This window comes from Bacillus sp. MYb209, from assembly GCF_002975175.1.
Taxonomy (GTDB): domain Bacteria; phylum Bacillota; class Bacilli; order Bacillales; family Bacillaceae_G; genus Bacillus_A.
Genome location: NZ_PCNZ01000003.1, coordinates 144,426 through 160,883, shown reverse-complemented (window position 1 = coordinate 160,883; position 16,458 = coordinate 144,426). Strand labels below are relative to the sequence as shown.

Annotated in this window: 21 protein-coding genes; 15 read left to right on the top strand and 6 right to left on the bottom strand. The window is 33.4% G+C overall.

Annotated elements, in window-relative coordinates; genetic code table 11:
* Nucleotides 1–22: 22 nt before the first annotated feature.
* The 3 genes from CQZ94_RS07780 to CQZ94_RS07770 all read left to right on the top strand — a co-directional run bounded on the left by CQZ94_RS07780 (nucleotide 23) and on the right by CQZ94_RS07770 (nucleotide 4,016).
* Nucleotides 23–700, top strand: a complete 678-nt coding sequence (locus CQZ94_RS07780; RefSeq protein ID WP_105584920.1) for a formylglycine-generating enzyme family protein — start codon at nucleotides 23–25, stop codon at nucleotides 698–700.
* Between the two features lie 88 nt (nucleotides 701–788).
* Entirely contained in the window at nucleotides 789–1,991 is a 1,203-nt protein-coding gene (locus tag CQZ94_RS07775) for a macrolide family glycosyltransferase (RefSeq protein ID WP_105584919.1), read from the top strand.
* A gap of 300 nt (nucleotides 1,992–2,291) precedes the next feature.
* A complete protein-coding gene (locus CQZ94_RS07770; protein WP_105584918.1) occupies nucleotides 2,292–4,016 on the top strand; it encodes an ABC transporter ATP-binding protein in 1,725 nt (574 codons plus the stop codon).
* Between the two features lie 142 nt (nucleotides 4,017–4,158).
* On the opposite strand, the gene CQZ94_RS07765 is transcribed toward CQZ94_RS07770, so the two are convergent.
* The 3 genes from CQZ94_RS07765 to CQZ94_RS07755 form a co-directional block, all read right to left on the bottom strand.
* On the bottom strand, nucleotides 4,159–4,593 hold the full coding sequence (locus tag CQZ94_RS07765) for a GNAT family N-acetyltransferase (protein WP_105584917.1): 435 nt from the start codon (nucleotides 4,591–4,593) through the stop codon (nucleotides 4,159–4,161).
* A gap of 102 nt (nucleotides 4,594–4,695) precedes the next feature.
* The gene (gene rpiA / locus CQZ94_RS07760; RefSeq protein WP_105584916.1) at nucleotides 4,696–5,358 is read right to left on the bottom strand and encodes a ribose 5-phosphate isomerase A; all 663 of its coding nucleotides are present in this window, start codon (nucleotides 5,356–5,358) and stop codon (nucleotides 4,696–4,698) included.
* Nucleotides 5,359–5,362: 4 nt separating this feature from the next.
* Entirely contained in the window at nucleotides 5,363–5,683 is a 321-nt protein-coding gene (locus tag CQZ94_RS07755; RefSeq protein WP_105584915.1) for a 2Fe-2S iron-sulfur cluster-binding protein, read from the bottom strand.
* 143 nt (nucleotides 5,684–5,826) lie between these two features.
* Here CQZ94_RS07755 and CQZ94_RS07750 point away from each other — a divergent pair, with 143 nt between their 5' ends.
* Both CQZ94_RS07750 and clpP read left to right on the top strand, forming a co-directional pair.
* Nucleotides 5,827–6,513 carry an RNA polymerase subunit sigma-70 gene (locus CQZ94_RS07750; protein WP_105584914.1) on the top strand — a complete coding sequence of 229 codons (687 nt, stop codon included), beginning with the start codon at nucleotides 5,827–5,829 and terminating at the stop codon, nucleotides 6,511–6,513.
* 21 nt (nucleotides 6,514–6,534) lie between these two features.
* Nucleotides 6,535–7,116, top strand: a complete 582-nt coding sequence (gene clpP / locus CQZ94_RS07745; protein ID WP_105584913.1) for an ATP-dependent Clp endopeptidase proteolytic subunit ClpP — start codon at nucleotides 6,535–6,537, stop codon at nucleotides 7,114–7,116.
* Nucleotides 7,117–7,161: 45 nt separating this feature from the next.
* On the opposite strand, the gene CQZ94_RS07740 is transcribed toward clpP, so the two are convergent.
* Complete coding sequence (locus CQZ94_RS07740; RefSeq protein ID WP_105584912.1) at nucleotides 7,162–8,019, bottom strand: glycine betaine ABC transporter substrate-binding protein; 858 nt, start codon at nucleotides 8,017–8,019, stop codon at nucleotides 7,162–7,164.
* Between the two features lie 170 nt (nucleotides 8,020–8,189).
* Here CQZ94_RS07740 and CQZ94_RS07735 point away from each other — a divergent pair, with 170 nt between their 5' ends.
* Nucleotides 8,190–9,395 (top strand): quaternary amine ABC transporter ATP-binding protein, encoded by a 1,206-nt coding sequence (locus CQZ94_RS07735; protein ID WP_105584911.1) that lies wholly within the window; start codon nucleotides 8,190–8,192, stop codon nucleotides 9,393–9,395.
* Entirely contained in the window at nucleotides 9,388–10,224 is an 837-nt protein-coding gene (locus tag CQZ94_RS07730) for an ABC transporter permease (RefSeq protein WP_098266583.1), read from the top strand. Before CQZ94_RS07735 ends, CQZ94_RS07730 begins: the two co-directional genes overlap by 8 nt.
* A gap of 49 nt (nucleotides 10,225–10,273) precedes the next feature.
* Here CQZ94_RS07730 and CQZ94_RS30860 read toward each other — a convergent pair whose 3' ends face one another.
* Nucleotides 10,274–10,510, bottom strand: a complete 237-nt coding sequence (locus CQZ94_RS30860) for a hypothetical protein (RefSeq protein ID WP_142395779.1) — start codon at nucleotides 10,508–10,510, stop codon at nucleotides 10,274–10,276.
* A 208-nt stretch (nucleotides 10,511–10,718) separates the two neighbouring features.
* Here CQZ94_RS30860 and CQZ94_RS07720 point away from each other — a divergent pair, with 208 nt between their 5' ends.
* The 6 genes from CQZ94_RS07720 (at nucleotide 10,719) to CQZ94_RS07695 (ending at nucleotide 13,593) form a co-directional block, all read left to right on the top strand.
* Nucleotides 10,719–10,892, top strand: coding sequence for a glycine zipper domain-containing protein (locus tag CQZ94_RS07720; protein WP_105585138.1), 174 nt, complete (start codon nucleotides 10,719–10,721; stop codon nucleotides 10,890–10,892).
* Nucleotides 10,893–11,020: 128 nt separating this feature from the next.
* Entirely contained in the window at nucleotides 11,021–11,521 is a 501-nt protein-coding gene (locus CQZ94_RS07715; RefSeq protein ID WP_142395778.1) for an HIT family protein, read from the top strand.
* Nucleotides 11,505–12,329 (top strand): PP2C family serine/threonine-protein phosphatase, encoded by an 825-nt coding sequence (locus tag CQZ94_RS07710; RefSeq protein ID WP_142395777.1) that lies wholly within the window; start codon nucleotides 11,505–11,507, stop codon nucleotides 12,327–12,329. Before CQZ94_RS07715 ends, CQZ94_RS07710 begins: the two co-directional genes overlap by 17 nt.
* Nucleotides 12,330–12,352: 23 nt before the next feature.
* Nucleotides 12,353–12,718, top strand: a complete 366-nt coding sequence (locus CQZ94_RS07705; RefSeq protein WP_105584908.1) for a DUF4181 domain-containing protein — start codon at nucleotides 12,353–12,355, stop codon at nucleotides 12,716–12,718.
* Nucleotides 12,719–12,748: 30 nt separating this feature from the next.
* Nucleotides 12,749–13,186, top strand: a complete 438-nt coding sequence (locus CQZ94_RS07700) for an NUDIX domain-containing protein (RefSeq protein WP_105584907.1) — start codon at nucleotides 12,749–12,751, stop codon at nucleotides 13,184–13,186.
* Nucleotides 13,187–13,209: 23 nt separating this feature from the next.
* Nucleotides 13,210–13,593 carry a DUF4181 domain-containing protein gene (locus tag CQZ94_RS07695; protein WP_105584906.1) on the top strand — a complete coding sequence of 128 codons (384 nt, stop codon included), beginning with the start codon at nucleotides 13,210–13,212 and terminating at the stop codon, nucleotides 13,591–13,593.
* Nucleotides 13,594–13,687: 94 nt separating this feature from the next.
* Here CQZ94_RS07695 and CQZ94_RS07690 read toward each other — a convergent pair whose 3' ends face one another.
* The gene (locus tag CQZ94_RS07690; RefSeq protein ID WP_219845212.1) at nucleotides 13,688–14,533 is read right to left on the bottom strand and encodes an oxidoreductase; all 846 of its coding nucleotides are present in this window, start codon (nucleotides 14,531–14,533) and stop codon (nucleotides 13,688–13,690) included.
* Between the two features lie 261 nt (nucleotides 14,534–14,794).
* Between CQZ94_RS07690 and CQZ94_RS07685 the strand changes: the two genes are divergently transcribed.
* Entirely contained in the window at nucleotides 14,795–15,274 is a 480-nt protein-coding gene (locus tag CQZ94_RS07685) for a DinB family protein (RefSeq protein WP_105584904.1), read from the top strand.
* Between the two features lie 169 nt (nucleotides 15,275–15,443).
* On the top strand, nucleotides 15,444–16,442 hold the full coding sequence (gene acoA, locus CQZ94_RS07680) for an acetoin:2,6-dichlorophenolindophenol oxidoreductase subunit alpha (protein ID WP_105584903.1): 999 nt from the start codon (nucleotides 15,444–15,446) through the stop codon (nucleotides 16,440–16,442).
* Nucleotides 16,443–16,458 lie beyond the last annotated feature (16 nt).

Sequence of the window (16,458 nt, the reverse complement as noted above, 5' to 3'; positions counted from 1 at the left end):
TTTTAAAATGGAGGGGATAACATTGAATGAAATCATTCGCTCGATTGATTCTTATATGGTAAAAATTCCAGCAGGAGAGGTGGTATTAAGAGATGATCGAATAAAAAAAGAATGGCAAGTTCAAATTAAACCATTTCTTCTTGCAAAGTATGTTGTAACGATGGAAACATATTATGCTATTACGAATAGTACAGCAAATAATAATAAAGATAATCATAAACCAGTTGTAAATATTTCATGGAATGATGCAATTGCTTTTTGTAATTTACTTTCTAAAAAAGCGGGATTAACAGAGTATTATTCTATTAGTAATGACGGCCAAAAAGTTAGTTGTAATGTAGAGTCCAACGGTTACCGATTACCTTCTGAGGCAGAGTGGCAATACGCATGTAAAGCAGGTACAACGGGATATACGTATGGGGAACTTCAGAAAATAGCATGGTATAATGAAAATTCAAGTGGACGAATTCATGACGTCGGTAAAAAAGAGCCGAATACATGGGGACTTTACGATATGTTAGGGAACGTTTGGGAATGGTGCTATGATTTGTATGATGAAAAAGTGTATGGGTCGTACAGAATTTTTCGTGGCGGTAGTTGGGCTGAAGCTGCTAGAGGTTGCGGCGCTACTTGTCGCCGTCGTAGCCATCCTACATTTCATATAGATGATCTCGGTTTTAGGATTGCTAGGTCAATTTAGCAGGAAAATGATACATATAAAAAGCAAAAGGTATGGAGAGTACTCATAATAACAACATAGAAATGATTTAACTTAAGGAGTGTTTATAATGACGCGTGTTTTATTCATTAACGCTGGATCAGAAGGACATATAAACCCAACATTGAAAGTTGTAGAGGAACTGATTTCCCGCGGTGAAGAGGTCGTTTATTTTTCAATAGAAGCTTTCAGGGAGCGTATTGAGAAGACAGGTGCTACGGTACGAACAATTGATGATCAAAAATTTTTACAAGCTTTTCTTTCCGGTGGCCGAAATTATTTGCATGAAAGAATAAATGGTCTATTACATACAGCGGATGTTGTAATACCTAGTGTTCTAGAACAAATAGAAGGAGAACACTTTGATTACATGATTCATGATTCCATGTTTGGCTCGGGCCATTTAATTGCTCAAATTCTTAAGCTTCCAGCAATAAATTCGTGTACATCTTTTGCACAGGATGAAACATCGTTTAATAAAATGTTAGAACATCTTTCGCAAAACATACCAGCAGAAATTCACCATAAAATAAACGATGATTTTCATAACTTAGTAACAAATATTCAAGATAAATATGACGTTGAAATTAAAACACCGTATGATATCTTTTGTAACCCAGCACCATTAACTATTGTTTATACAACAAAGGAGTTCCAACCTTTTAGTAATACGTTTGATGAAAGTTTCAAATTTGTAGGACCATCTATTTCTGCACCAATAGTAAAAGATAGCTTTGATTTTAATTTAATGAAAGAGAATAGCCCGATTTATATTTCATTAGGTACTGTTTTTAATGAAGCAATTGATTTTTATAAACTTTGTTTTAAAGCATTCGAAAATAGTGAGCATACAATTGTAATGGCTATTGGGAATAAAACGAAAATAAGTGATTTGGGGGATATTCCGAAAAACTTCATTGTGAAAAATTATGTACCACAAACTGAACTGCTTACATATACAAAATTATTTATTACACATGGAGGAATGAATAGCACACATGAAGGCTTATATAACGGTGTTCCGCTCATTGTAATTCCGCAAAGTGCAGATCAGCCAGTAATTGCAAAGCAAGTAGCAGATCTTGGAGCAGGTGTTAAGTTACATATGAAAGAATTAACTGCAAGTCAGTTACGTGAAACAGCAGATTATGTGTTAGAAGATTCATCTTTCCATAAAGCTGTTGCGAATGTGAAGGACTCCTTCCGGAAGTCAGGTGGGTATGAGCAAGCTGTTGATGAGATTTTAAAGTTTAAAAGTAAATACGATATTTAATTCAAAACTTAAATTTATATAAAAACAAGTGTCTATATTACATGGTATAGGCATTTTTTGTTAATATATATTAACAGTTTCATGTTATATAAAGTGGTGCTCCCCATCCTTAAGTTGATGGGGAGCACCACTTTTTCGAATGAAAAGAAGAGATTTCTTAATATTAAGATATAAACTTAAATTTCTATGATTGTTCCATATTACGCTTTATAATGATAAAATGGTATTTTGTGGTTATAAAATTGCATTATCCTATTGAAGCACTATTTGAATTAAATAATATAAAGGAGTAATTAGAATATGGAAGAGGAAAATAATTTTTCAATTAAGAAAATGTGGAAGATAACTAATCCTTCTAAAATTCATTTTATCTCAGGATTAGTATTATCTATTGTTTCAAGTGTAATTTCATTGATAATACCTTTATTAATAAAAGATATAATGGATGAACTTTCGAAAGGCATATCTTTTGGTTTAATAAGTCAAATTTCTATTTTATTAATTTTGGAAATAATTTTTTCAGCTTTTTCTCTTTATCTACTATCTAAAGTAGGGGAAGAAATAGTGAAAAACTTACGTGATAAACTTTGGGAGAAGTTTTTGAAATTACCTGTAAAATATTACAACGATAATAAATCTGGTGAGATGGTAAGTAGAATAACTAGTGATACTACTGCAATAGTGAATATTATTTCATCTGAAATTGTTGATTTAATCACGAGTTGTATAACATTAATACTTTCTTTAATTATTTTATTTACGTTAGATGTTCCAATGACATTGGTTTTGATTTTAGTAGTACCAATAACCCTTTTTATTGTAATTCCTTTGGGAGAGAAGGTATATGATCTTTCTTTTCAAGAACAAAATAAAATGTCTCAGTTGACGGCTTATTTATCACAAACTCTTTCTGAAATAAAGCTTGTGAAATCTTATAATACTGAATTGAAAGAAGCGGAAAATGGCAAAAAACATTTTGAGTTTCTTTATAAGAATGGAATAAAGAGGGCTAAAATTAATTCTATATTGACTCCAGTTTTAGGGACATTTACTACTTTAGTTTTAATTGGTGTAATAGGTTTTGGTGCCTGGAGGGTAGATCAAGGTCTTATTAGTTCTGGTGAGTTAGTAGCATTTTTATTGTATTTGTTTCAAATTATGTCTCCTTTTATACAAATGAATCATTTTTTAACGAGTTTTCAAGAGGCAAAAGGATCTATGAAAAGATTATTTGAAATTTTAGAAGAAGAAGAGGAAGTTCAAGTTGTTACTAAAACATGTATTGAATCTCCAACACAATTAGAGTTTAAAGATGTTTCTTTTAGATATGATGAAAAAGAGAATGTTATTGAAAATATTTCTTTTAAAATTAAGAAAGGTTCTTTAACAGCACTAGTTGGACCAAGTGGTTCTGGAAAAAGTACGGTATTTTCGTTAATAGAAAGATTTTATGATCCAACTAATGGAGATATTTTACTAGATGATGTATCTTATAAAAATATACATGTAGAAGAATGGAGACAGAAATTTAGTTATGTTTCGCAAGATACTCCAATTTTTTCAGGTACAATTAAGGATAACATTTTATATGGGAAAAATGATAAGGTTACAGATGATAAATTGATAGAAATTGCAACATTTGCAAATACACATGAATTTATTGTTGATTTATCGGATGGGTATAATACGCAGGTAGGAGAAAGAGGTAATCAACTTTCAGGTGGACAAAAACAACGTATTGCAATAGCTAGAGCTTTAATGCGTGATGCGGATTTCCTGTTATTAGATGAGGCTACAGCAAATCTAGATTCTGATTCAGAAAAACAAGTACAAAAGGCTATAAATACATTAATTCACAAACAAACAACTTTTGTAATAGCTCATAGGCTGTCTACTATTATACATGCTGATCAAATTATTGTATTAGAGGATGGTAGAATTACAGGCTTTGGAACTCATGATGAGTTATTAAGTAATCATGAGTATTATCAAAAAGTTATTAAACAGCAATTCGAAATACAATAATTCACAAATCAATACAAGTTTAATAGGGAAATTAAAAACCCATTACAGTGAAGCATATGATAAGTTTTATGAAATCAACGAATAGGATACAGAAAGGGTATTATATGAATCCATAATGTAGATTCATATAATACCCTTTTTATTACGCCAATATTTTTGTCATAAGAATATGAGGAATGCCATCTTCCATAAATACATCAGAAGAAGTTTGATAGCCTAATTTTTTATAAAATCCTTCAGCTTGTGTTTGACCGTGTAGTTTAACTTTATTTGCTTCTTTGTTACATGCAATTTCTTCTAGTGCTTGAATGATTACTTTACCTAATCCGTATTTACGGAAGTCTTTTAAAATACAAATTCTTTCTAGTTTACCAACACCGTCAACAAATCGTATGCGGCCAGTTCCTACAGGAAGCTCATTATGAAAAACTAAAATATGTTTACATTCTTCACCAATTTGGTCAAATGTATCGAATTCATCTTCAAGAGGAACACCTTGTTCTTTTACAAATACTTCTTTTCGAATGTGAAAGGCAGTTTCTAAATCTGTAAGTTCTGTTATGAGTTTGGATTGCAAATTGTTCAGTCCTTTCTAGTGTGATATGAATGTGTTTTCATAGTATATCATACAGTATCGTTATAAAAGGAAAAAGAAAAACTGACTTTCAAAAGTCAGCCTTTAAAATTCCTTTATGCCGTTTTCTGTTCCGATGATTGCTTTGCTCGTCATATTTATAAATAATCCTGTTTCGACTACACCAGTAATCATCTTTAATTCTTTATGTGTTTCATTTGGATTTAATATTTTATTTGGAAAGATACAATCAATAATTAAATTACCGTTATCGGTTATAAATGGTCCAGCACCTTTCATACGCAAATGTGTATTGCACCTTAAAGTTTGAATTCGTTTTTCAGTTTGTTTCCATGAAAAGGGGGTGATTTCAATGGGAAGTGGAAATCCTCCTAAATGAGTAACGATTTTCGATTCATCAGCAATAATTATTAGTTCTTTAGAGGAGGAAGCAACAATTTTTTCACGAAGTAATGCACCACCACCGCCTTTTATAAGCTGTAAATCAGAATCAATCTCATCAGCTCCATCGATTGTAAGATCAAGAGTTTGTATGTCGTTTAAAGAAATTAATGGGATGGATAGTTGCTTTGCTAATGCTTCAGTTTCCTTTGATGTCGGTACAGCTTGAATGGTTAAACCTTCTTGTACACGTTTTCCTAATTTTTGCATCGTCCAAAATACTGTAGAACCTGTACCAAGCCCAACCTTCATTCCATCTTTTACAAAGCCAGCAGCGTATTCACCGGCGAGCTGTTTTAAATTCATCGCTTTACTCCGCCGGACGTGGTCCAGCATCAAGACCTGAATTTTCGACTGTAAGTACCGGACGAACGACTATATCTTTATGTACACGCATTTGACACGATAAGCGTAAATGATCTTCAATTCCTTTTTCCGTAATCGCGCTTTTTTCATTAGTGTCTGCTTCACAAAAATCACCGGCTATAATTTCTACTCTACAAGTTGTGCAACGAGCTTTCCCGCCGCAACGATGAAGTATGTGTACACCGTTATCTTCAATTGCTAATACTAACTTTGTACCTTCCTTTACATCAAAAGTTCCAGTACCTTCAATTGTTAATTTTGGCAAATTTGTTCCTCCTCACGTAAAATTGTACATAACATATTTATGACCGCGAATTCTTGAACATAAACATTATTTTTTTATTAGCCCCGTAACTTTTTTATTTATTCAATCGTTTATTAAGTAAGCGCTGAAAAGGAGTGGTTATTTTGTGCACAAAAGTAACTCGGATTTTAAAGAATCATATCGATATGAATCATTCAAATATAAATTTTTTAATTGAGAATTATGCGGAGTTAAAAAGATATTGTACATTTTTAACGAAAAACAAATGGGATGGCGAAGATCTCGCCCAAGAAACAGTGTGTAAAGTTCTTCAAAAATATAGTAATAAAGAAATTTGTAGAACGCTTCTCTATAAAATAGCTAGAAACCGTTGGCTAGATCAAGTGAAGGTAAAATCAGTTCAAGAGAAAATGGAAGAGCAAAGTACATTTGAAGAACCGCATGAAAAAATTGCAGATTTGCATGAAATGGTAGGGAAAGTATTATCTTCATTAAATGTACAACAATCCGCAATTTTATTATTAAAGGATGTTTTTCAATATAGTATCGCTGATATCGCTAAAGTATGTTCTGTATCAGAAGGAGCAGTGAAAGCTTCTTTATTTAGGAGTAGAAATAGGCTGAAAACTGTTAGTGAAGAAGGGACTGAGATAGTCGAATACACAGATGATATTGAAATTGTAGTAACGTCTATTCGTGAAGAAAGGCCGGAATTGTTAACTAAGCTTCTTCCAACAATAGATTTTACTAAGTTACCAACTAAACAGCCAGTCTTATTATTCAGTGCGAAAAGCCCTTCTTCCTACAGTTGTATGCTTTGCGCGGCATAACAATTATTGGGGGGATTAAACATGAATACAATTCCATACGTCGTAGAACAAACGAAATTAGGAGAGCGTTCTTATGATATATATTCGAGGTTATTAAAAGACCGCATTATTATTATTGGTTCAGAAATTAATGATCAAGTTGCGAGCAGTGTAGTAGCACAATTATTATTTTTAGAAGCGGAAGATGCAGAGAAAGACATATATTTATACATCAATAGCCCAGGCGGATCAACGACAGCAGGTTTTGCAATATTAGATACGATGAATCTTATTAAGCCAGATGTGCAAACACTTTGTATGGGATTTGCAGCATCATTTGGTGCATTGTTACTCTTATCAGGTGCAAAAGGAAAACGATTTGCGTTGCCAAACAGTGAAATTATGATTCATCAGCCGCTTGGTGGTGCGCAAGGGCAGGCAACTGAAATCGAAATAACAGCAAAAAGAATATTAAAGTTAAAGCATGATATTAATAAAATGATTGCAGATAAAACAGGCCAACCAATTGAAAGAGTAGCACATGATACAGAAAGAGATTATTTTATGACGGCAGAAGAGGCGAAGGAATATGGAATTGTAGATGATGTCGTTACGAAAAAATAACATAAAGTAGGCTAGAGATTATATTTTATTCTCTAGCCTACTTTTTTAATCTTTTACCCATTCATCGACTAACGATTGATTCTTTTTTATCCATTTTCGAGCAGCTTCTTCCGGATCTTTCGTTTTATTTAGCATGACCATTAAAGTACCTAGTTGTTCATCGTTCATTTTCCATTGATCAAAGTATTTCACAATATCCGGATGATCTTTTTCGAAACCTTTGCGAACGGAGTAATAAATGTCATCTTTTTCACCATATACTTTCTTAGGGTCTTCTAAATATTTTAAGTCAAATTCTGAAAAGCCCCAATGTGGGTTCCAAAGCGTAACAGCGATTGGTTTCTTTTTCGTATATGCCTTTTTTAATTCGCTCATCATTGCAGCTTCTGAAGATTGGACAAGTTTTAATTTTATATCATATGCCTTCATTGCTTTATCCGTTAAATTCATAAGGCTACTACCCGGTTCAATCCCAACAATTTTATTATCTAGCTCATCTTTATGTGCGTTTAAATCTTCTATGCTGTTTATGTTTTTCATATAAGAAGGGACGACCAAACCAAGACCAGTACCTTCATACCATTTTGATTTTAAGACAATGTCATCTTTATAACGATCATTTAGCGGTCTATCAGTAACAGGTAGCCATACTTCTAAATTAGCATCAACATCACCACGGGCGACACCAGTCCAAATCGCAGCTTTTTCTAAATACATGAGCTCAACTTTGTAACCTTTTTCTTCTAATAAAACTTTCCACATGTTTGCAGTTGCAATATTTTCTTTCCAACTTGTTACACCAAGTTTAATTTTCCCTTTCGAATTTGCATTTGTTGCATTACATGAAGTGAAAATCATAGTAATAAATAATGCAAGGCATATAAGCCATATTTTCTTTCGCATCGAAAACCTCCTAAGTAACGTTTGCCTTTTTAAATAAATGTATAAGTAAGCATTCTTATTATGAACGGAAATGAGAATTTTAAAGAAAGCTTATGAATGTAATTTTTATGTAATATTTCTTTGTAAAATCGCAACACTATATGAAAGATGGGTAGAAAAGGAGTAGTGACATGGATAATACAAAGGTGCGTGTTGAAAACGTAACAAAAGTATTTGGGAAACACCCTCAAAGGGCAGTTGCTTTATTAAAGGAAGGAAAAAGTAAATCTGAAATATTAAAAGAAACAGGAATGAACGTTGGGGTGAAAAAAGCGACGTTTGAAGTATATACGGGAGAGATTTTTGTCATTATGGGTTTATCCGGTAGCGGAAAATCTACGTTAGTTCGAATGCTAAATCAATTAATTAAACCGACAGCAGGGCATATATACATAGATGGTGAAGACATCGCAACGATGGGAAAAGAAGAATTGCGAAGAGTAAGAAGGACGAAAATGAGTATGGTTTTTCAGAAGTTTGCTTTATTTCCGCATCGTACAGTGATACAAAACGTTGCGTACGGGTTAGAAATTCAAGGAGTTCCAGTAGAGGAACGAGAAAATAAGGCGTTAGAATCGTTGAAGTTAGTAGGACTCGATCATCATAAAGATAATTACCCAAGTCAACTTAGTGGTGGTATGCAGCAGCGTGTTGGAATCGCAAGGGCACTAACGAATAATCCAGATGTATTACTAATGGACGAGTCATTTAGTGCATTAGATCCACTAATTCGAAAAGAAATGCAAGATGAATTGTTAGAGCTACAAGATAAAATGGAAAAAACAATTATATTTATTACACACGATTTAGATGAAGCGCTTCGAATTGGAGATCGTATCGCATTAATGAAAGATGGAGAAATCGTTCAAATTGGAACGCCGGAAGAAATTATGATGAGTCCTGCCAATGAATTTGTAGAGAAATTCGTTGCGGATGTGAATTTAGGAAAAGTAATTACGGCGGAATCTATATTAAAACGACCGGAGACTTTATTAATTGACCGTGGACCGCGTGTAGCACTTCAAATTATGAGGAATGCGGGTGTTTCTACAGTATATGTTGTAAACAAAAAGTATGAGTTCTTAGGTATATTAACAGCAGACGATGCGAGCAAGGCGGTACAAAAGCAGTGGCCAATTGCTGATTTATTACTTAACGATATTCCGCACGTTTATTTAGATACTTTACTTGAGGAAACGTATGCAAAAATGGCGGAGATGAAATATCCGTTACCCGTAATTGATGAGAAGAAAAGGCTAAGAGGAATTATTAAACGTGAAAGTGTCATTCAAGCTCTTGCAGGAAACATTGAGGAAGAGGTGAAGGACGATGAATAATATTCCGCGTATTCCATTAGGCGAATGGGTTGATTCATTTGTTGCAAGTTTATATGAGCACTTTGAAGGGCTGTTCCGAGGATTCTCATATATTATCGGTGGATTCGTTGATTTACTCACTAATTTTTTAACAATAATACCAGCCATATTGATGATTATTATCCTATGTTTCCTCATTTGGTACACAACGAGAAAATTATCTTTAGTCATTTTTACGCTCATCGGATTATTATTTATTTTAAATATTAACTACTGGGCACAAACGATGCAAACATTAGCACTCGTACTTACGTCCGTTATTATTTCAATTATTGTCGGAATTCCAATTGGTATTTTAGCATCTCAAAATGAGCGTTTCTCAAAATTTTTAAAACCGACATTAGATTTTATGCAAACGATGCCGGCCTTCGTTTATTTAATACCAGCCATTACGTTTTTTGGTGTAGGCGTTGTTCCTGGTATTATTGCTTCCGTTATTTTTGCAATGCCGCCGACAATTCGCTTTACAGACCTAGGGATTAGACAAGTTCCAGAAGATTTAATTGAAGCAGCGAATGCATTTGGATCCACAGCATCACAAAAACTATTTAAAGTACAATTACCACTCGCAACCGGAACGATCATGGCTGGAGTGAACCAAAGTATTATGCTGTCGTTATCAATGGTTGTAACAGCATCACTCGTAGGAGCACCAGGACTTGGAGTTGATGTTTACCGTTCTGTTACACAAGTAAATATCGGAATGGGATTTGAAGCGGGACTAGCCATTGTTGTCATTGCGATTATATTGGACCGCATTACACAAGGATTTCATCAAAAAAGAAGATAAAAAGAAAACACACTTTATTATACAAAGTGTGTTTTTTTGTTTGAAAAGATCACATACGAACAATAACAGAACCGCCAGCTGGTGCACAAACTTGGTTTTGCTGTTGTTCCATTGATTTTATTAAATGATTGTTTTCTTCGATTAAGCAGATTAACTTAGCTAATTGGCTTTCAAGGCTTGCGATGCGCTGCATCATATATTGAGAATCATGATGCAATGTATTTCTTACTGGATGGGGGGAGTAAGCATATTGTTGATTTATATTTGGATTCCAATGAGGATACATTTGAATCGTTCCTCCTTCAATAAATTACTGATTTTTCTTATAGTAAATGCCTATGTAATGGTGACTTGAAAATTCCTTCAAACGAAGAGGATTATGTAGGGGAAATGGAAAAGTAATAAAGTACATTTTTTGAAATTTTTAAGCGGAATAGGAAATATATTAGGAGACAGCAACGTTCATGTAAATGGATATTATATGGGGAGAAATTATGAGAGGAGATGCTATTTTGGCTAATAATAAAAAAAGAAATGACGCAATGGCAATCGGTGTCGCTATAGGCATTGTAATCGGTGTAGTTCCTGGTTTATTTGTTGATAATTTAGTAATCGGAATTGCGATTGGAATAGTAATTGGTATCGGGATTACAGTTTTGAAGAAATAATGAGTTGTAAATTTTAAGTATGAAATTTGATTGAATCGTATATATGATTTTAAGGGGAGAATTGTAACATTAAGTGCGTGAATTTTCGGAATATAAAACCTGTTTTTCCTTTTTTTATGATATTATATATGAAAAGGATGGTGATAAATATGTCCATAAACAATCAAGCAGAAAAAAACTGCTTCATTTGCGAAAAACATAAAGGAAACATTATAGTTCCAGGCGGTGCTATTTATGAAGATGATCTCATATACGTTGGACATGTCCATTGGGAGAAGGAAGAAACTTACCTTGGCTACATAATGATTGATATAAAGAGACATGTACCTGGTCTTGCTGAATTAAATGAAGATGAGGCAAAAGCATTCGGACTTATAACAAGTAGAGTAAGTAAAGCACTAAAAGAAAGCGAAGGTGCTGAACATATTTATACCTTCATTTCAGGAAATGGTGTACCACATTTACATATGCACATTATTCCGCGTTATCCGAATACACCAAAAGAGTTTTGGTCACCGACTGAAGTAGCAAATTGGACTGGCGCACCATATGGTGACGCGGAGGAAATAAAAAAACTATGTGAAAGAATACGAAAGTATATGGTGAATGAGTATGCATACAACAAATAATACACAATATTCATGGGTTGGAAATACGGAAATGTGTTTAGGGGAAATTTCAGTAAAGCAATATGGTGATATTGTACTTGGTAAATACGGTGGGAATATAAGTGCTGGGGCGAAAAAGAATGAAGACGGTGCATTAGTTTGGTCAAATGGTGATTGGGAATTCGCCGTTATATTAGACGGGCATAATAGTGCAGAAAGTGTTGATTTAGTAGTACATACAATCGAAAAAGAATATGAAAATATAAAAGTAATTATGAATGAACCGGTTAAAACAGTATTTCGATCTGTTGAAAATCATATACTTACAACTTTTCAATCACAGTCATTTAAAGAAGAATGTGAAAAAATTAAAGGTGAGACAGCTTGTTTAATCTGTGTAAGAAAAGAAAACTATATATGGTGGCTATCTATTGGAGATTGTCTAGTTTATGTATTTCATGATGAACTACATAAATTAGGGCAATATACATTAAATCAACGTCATTTTTACGAATGGATTGGTAATGTAAATACATTTGATTTACCTGTACCTTGCTATTCATCAGGAATTCGTGAATTACGTACTGGAAAGAATCGAATTGTAATGGTGACAGATGGTGTATTGGAATGTGGGGAACGACGATATGAAACACCTGTAAATTTGTATAATGCTATGAGCGGAAATAATAAAACACTTAAAGAAAATATTCACAATGTTTTAGAACACGTGCATCATCAGTTGGGGCGTGATAGTGCGACAATTATTAGTTGGGATGTTGAAAATAAAAGGAATGCTACGTTTCCGAGTGACCAGCCGGAGAAAAGGTAAAGGAGGAGGCCTTTCTGTTTCTTTTGAAACTAATTGTCTTATTGTTATGGATTATAATTTTAATTTTTTTAGAAAAAATCGTGAGAAAGAAGTTAAATATACCGAGACAAACAGGATGGAATAGTAAATATGTCAGTCAATCACATAAATGGGGGCACTGGATTATCATTATTTCTTATGTAGTACTTATGATGATAGTTTCAATTTTGAATCCAATATACATGACTGATATACCAATTTTCTTTTTTATGACGTTGTACATTTTTCAAGGGTATATGCAGTGGAAATATGATAGGCAAACAAAAGAATATATTATTTCGTTTGGAATTGTTCCGTTATTAATAATTACAGGTATTATTTTGAATGTATTCTATAATACGTATTGGTGATGAATGGTCATACAGATAAAGGGTGAGAAAATGATTAGACCACGTTTACGGACAGAAGTAATGATTGTAAACGAAGAACATTCTAAAGTACTAGTACAATGTGATGAGAACGAATCATTTTATCGTTTTCCAGGTGGTTTTATTGAATTTGGTGAAACGTCAAAAGAAGCAATAATTCGAGAGTTAATAGAAGAATACGATTTGAAAGTTGATGTTCAAGAGTTAGCAATTGTAAATGAACACATTTTTGAGTGGAACAACGAAAAAGGTCATCATTGTACATTGATACATTGGGGAACTGCTCAAGAGGTAGTTACAAATGAAATAAGGCATAAAGAACATGAGGATATTATATTAATTTGGAAAAGTCTAGAGGAATTAAAGAAGAAACCAACATATCCTGAAGGAATCGTAAGTTATTTAGAAGTGAATAACCGTAATATAGTCCAATTTATTTCAAATAATTAAATGAAGTAATAGGAGGGGTGAAAATGGGAACTTCTACTTTTTGGATTATAACTATTGTTTTTTGTATAGCTGTCTATTTTTTTGATAAGTTTTTAAGAAAAAAATTAAATATGCCCAAGAGTGGTTTTTGGGGATATAAGAAACATGTAAATAGTTCACATAAAAAATTGGAAATAGGACTACTTTTTATTTATTTAATAACTAGCTTTATATTTATCTTTAAATTCGAAAGTGTTAATATTGCTTATGTCATTTTTACTTATTTAGGGGGGACGTTAATCTTAAGAGCATTGATGGAATGGAAGTATGATAGAGAATCGAAAGAATATATATTTTCGATAATTGGGATATTCACGTTTATTTTTATGACTTCAATACTATTTTACTTCTTTCCATCTGCTGCATAATAAAATGATTATTGATGGTACAAATAATGAAATCATGAAGTAAATAATAACCATTTATCTGTTCGATGATAAATGGTTATTATTTACGTTAAAGTTACATCTTCTTAAAACTCCTCAAAACTAGAAATTCCCACAATCTCCAAGGAAGAATCTTCTTCGCAAAAATCATAAATTTTACACCTTTTCCAATTGGATATCGTAAATTAGTACGCTTTGCTTCAGCAATTTCAACGATTTTATTGGCAACATCTATCGGATTACCAAATGTATCGCTACCACTATTAATATGTTTTTGTATTTTATCCATATATTCTTTGTATGGAGAGATAGTATCAGATTGGTTTTCAGCTAGTTGTTTACCAACTTCCCATATGTTTGTGTTATAAGAACCTGGTTCAAGTAAAGCAACATCTATTCCGAAAGGTTTTACTTCTAAGCGAAGTGATTCACTCCAGCCTTCTAATGCATATTTGGAAGAAACATACGGGGATAAGCCAGGGAATCCAACTTGGCCACTAATGCTGCTTATATTAATGATTTTTCCACTTTTTTGTTCTCTCATATATGGTAAAACAAGCTGAGTGATTGATATAGCTCCAAAAAGATTCGTTTCAAATTGTTTGCGATATTCCTCTACTAGAATTTCTTCTACAAAGCCTCCATTTGCATATCCTGCATTGTTTATGAGAAGGTCTACTCTATTAATTTCTTTTAAAAACAATTGGAAGTTATGTATAGAACTTTGATCTGTTACATCTAATTGTTGAACTTTTATGTTTTGTTGTAAGTTGAATTTAGCAGCTTGAGCTAGTAAGTCTACTTGTTTCTCAAGATTGCGCATTGTAGCGATAACTAAATAATCTTTTTTTGCGAGTTCAAGTGTCGTTAATAGTCCGAATCCACTTGATGCTCCTGTAATAACCGCGATTTTTTTATTCATTGGTCGCTCGCTTTCTTTTTCTTTTATCATAACGAGTTATAGGAAGAAAATCTATTAATCATACGTGTAGTTTCTATGCATATATTCGTTTGGATAGAAATTTGTATTATTTCTATATTCTATGAGATTATTTATGGGTAAAGTGCTTTCGGATTCTTTATTTGCATAAGTATGAAAATGGTTTTAAAAAAGGGAATTGTGTGGACTCAGCGTATATAGAGAAGTAAGTATTATATAAGCTAATGAAATGAGGGAAGAAAAATGGCCCATGTGAAAGATGTATTAGCAGATCAGTTATTAGCGAATGCAAATGATCCCAGTTGGTATATGCCATTTTCAGATGCAGTTAAGGATTTATCAGAGAGAGAAGCCTTCTGGAAACCGAATGAAGAGAGTAATAGTATAGCTGAAATTGTACAACATTTACTGTATTGGAACTCAACGTGGCAAACTAGATACAAAGAATCGAATGTTAATGCCGTACCCGCTATTGGTGATAATAACAAAAGTTTTATGTTGTCAGATAATCAAACCTTTGATGAGTTAAGAGAAAAACTATTAGAGAAACTGTTACAATGGCAAAAACTCATCGATGAAGATAAGGTTGAAAGTGATGTAATTGGATTTCCTGTAAGTGCGAAGTGGTGGGAAGTGTTAGCTAATGTAACAACTCATAATGCGTATCATATTGGTCAAATTATTTACATCCGGAAATTACAGAAAAGTTTTGATAGTGAATAATGTAATGATTCTCTAATAGGGTGAACAAAAGTGGACAAAACGAGACAACTGTCTCATTTTGTCCACTTTTTTGCTTTTAAAAGGAAGAGAAAACCTATTAAATCAAGGATTAATATGTGGCACGGTACTTGCAATATAATAGACGAACAAGAAAATAGGAGGGCTGGACATGTTAAAAACAACTGAAAGTAAAGGGAATGAAATTACGAAAGAACAAGCTCGTTGGATGTACGAAAAAATGTTGGAGATTCGTAAGTTTGAAGACAAGGTGCATGAATTGTTCGCGCAAGGCGCTCTGCCAGGTTTCGTTCATTTATATGCTGGAGAAGAAGCGGTAGCAGTTGGTGTATGTGCCCACTTAACAGATAGCGACAGCATTACAAGTACACATAGAGGTCATGGGCATTGTATCGCAAAAGGTTGTGATTTAAATGGTATGATGGCTGAACTTTTCGGGAAAGCGACTGGGTTATGTAAAGGTAAAGGCGGGTCAATGCATATTGCCGATTTAGATAAAGGAATGCTTGGTGCGAATGGGATTGTAGGCGGTGGTTTTCCACTTGCTTGTGGTTCAGCATTAACAGCTAAATATAAAAGAACAAAAGATGTGAGTGTTTGCTTCTTCGGTGATGGAGCGAATAATGAAGGAACATTTCATGAAGGAGTTAACTTAGCGGCGATTTGGAAGTTACCAGTTATTTTCATTGCAGAAAATAATGGTTATGGCGAAGCGACAACATTCGAATATGCATCAAGCTGTAATTCTATTGCAGATCGCGCGAAAGCTTATAGCATTCCAGGTGTTCAAGTAGATGGGAAAGATCTTCTAGCCGTATATAAAGCAGCAGAAGAAGCAGTGGAACGCGCACGTAATGGCGGTGGCCCAACAATTATTGAATGTATAACATATCGTAATTACGGTCATTTTGAAGGGGAAGCACAAACATATAAAACTACGGAAGAGAAAGAAGAACATTTAAATGAAAAAGATGCGATTATTCATTTTCGCAAACATTTAATTCATGAAGGTTTATTAACTGAATCTGAGCTTGTTGATATAGAAAAAGCAGTAGATGAAGCGGTGCAACAATCAATTGAATTTAGTGAAAATAGTCCATATCCGGAAGATGAAGAATTATTAAAAGATGTATACGTGTCTTACAAATAAGAGGAGGGTGAAAAAC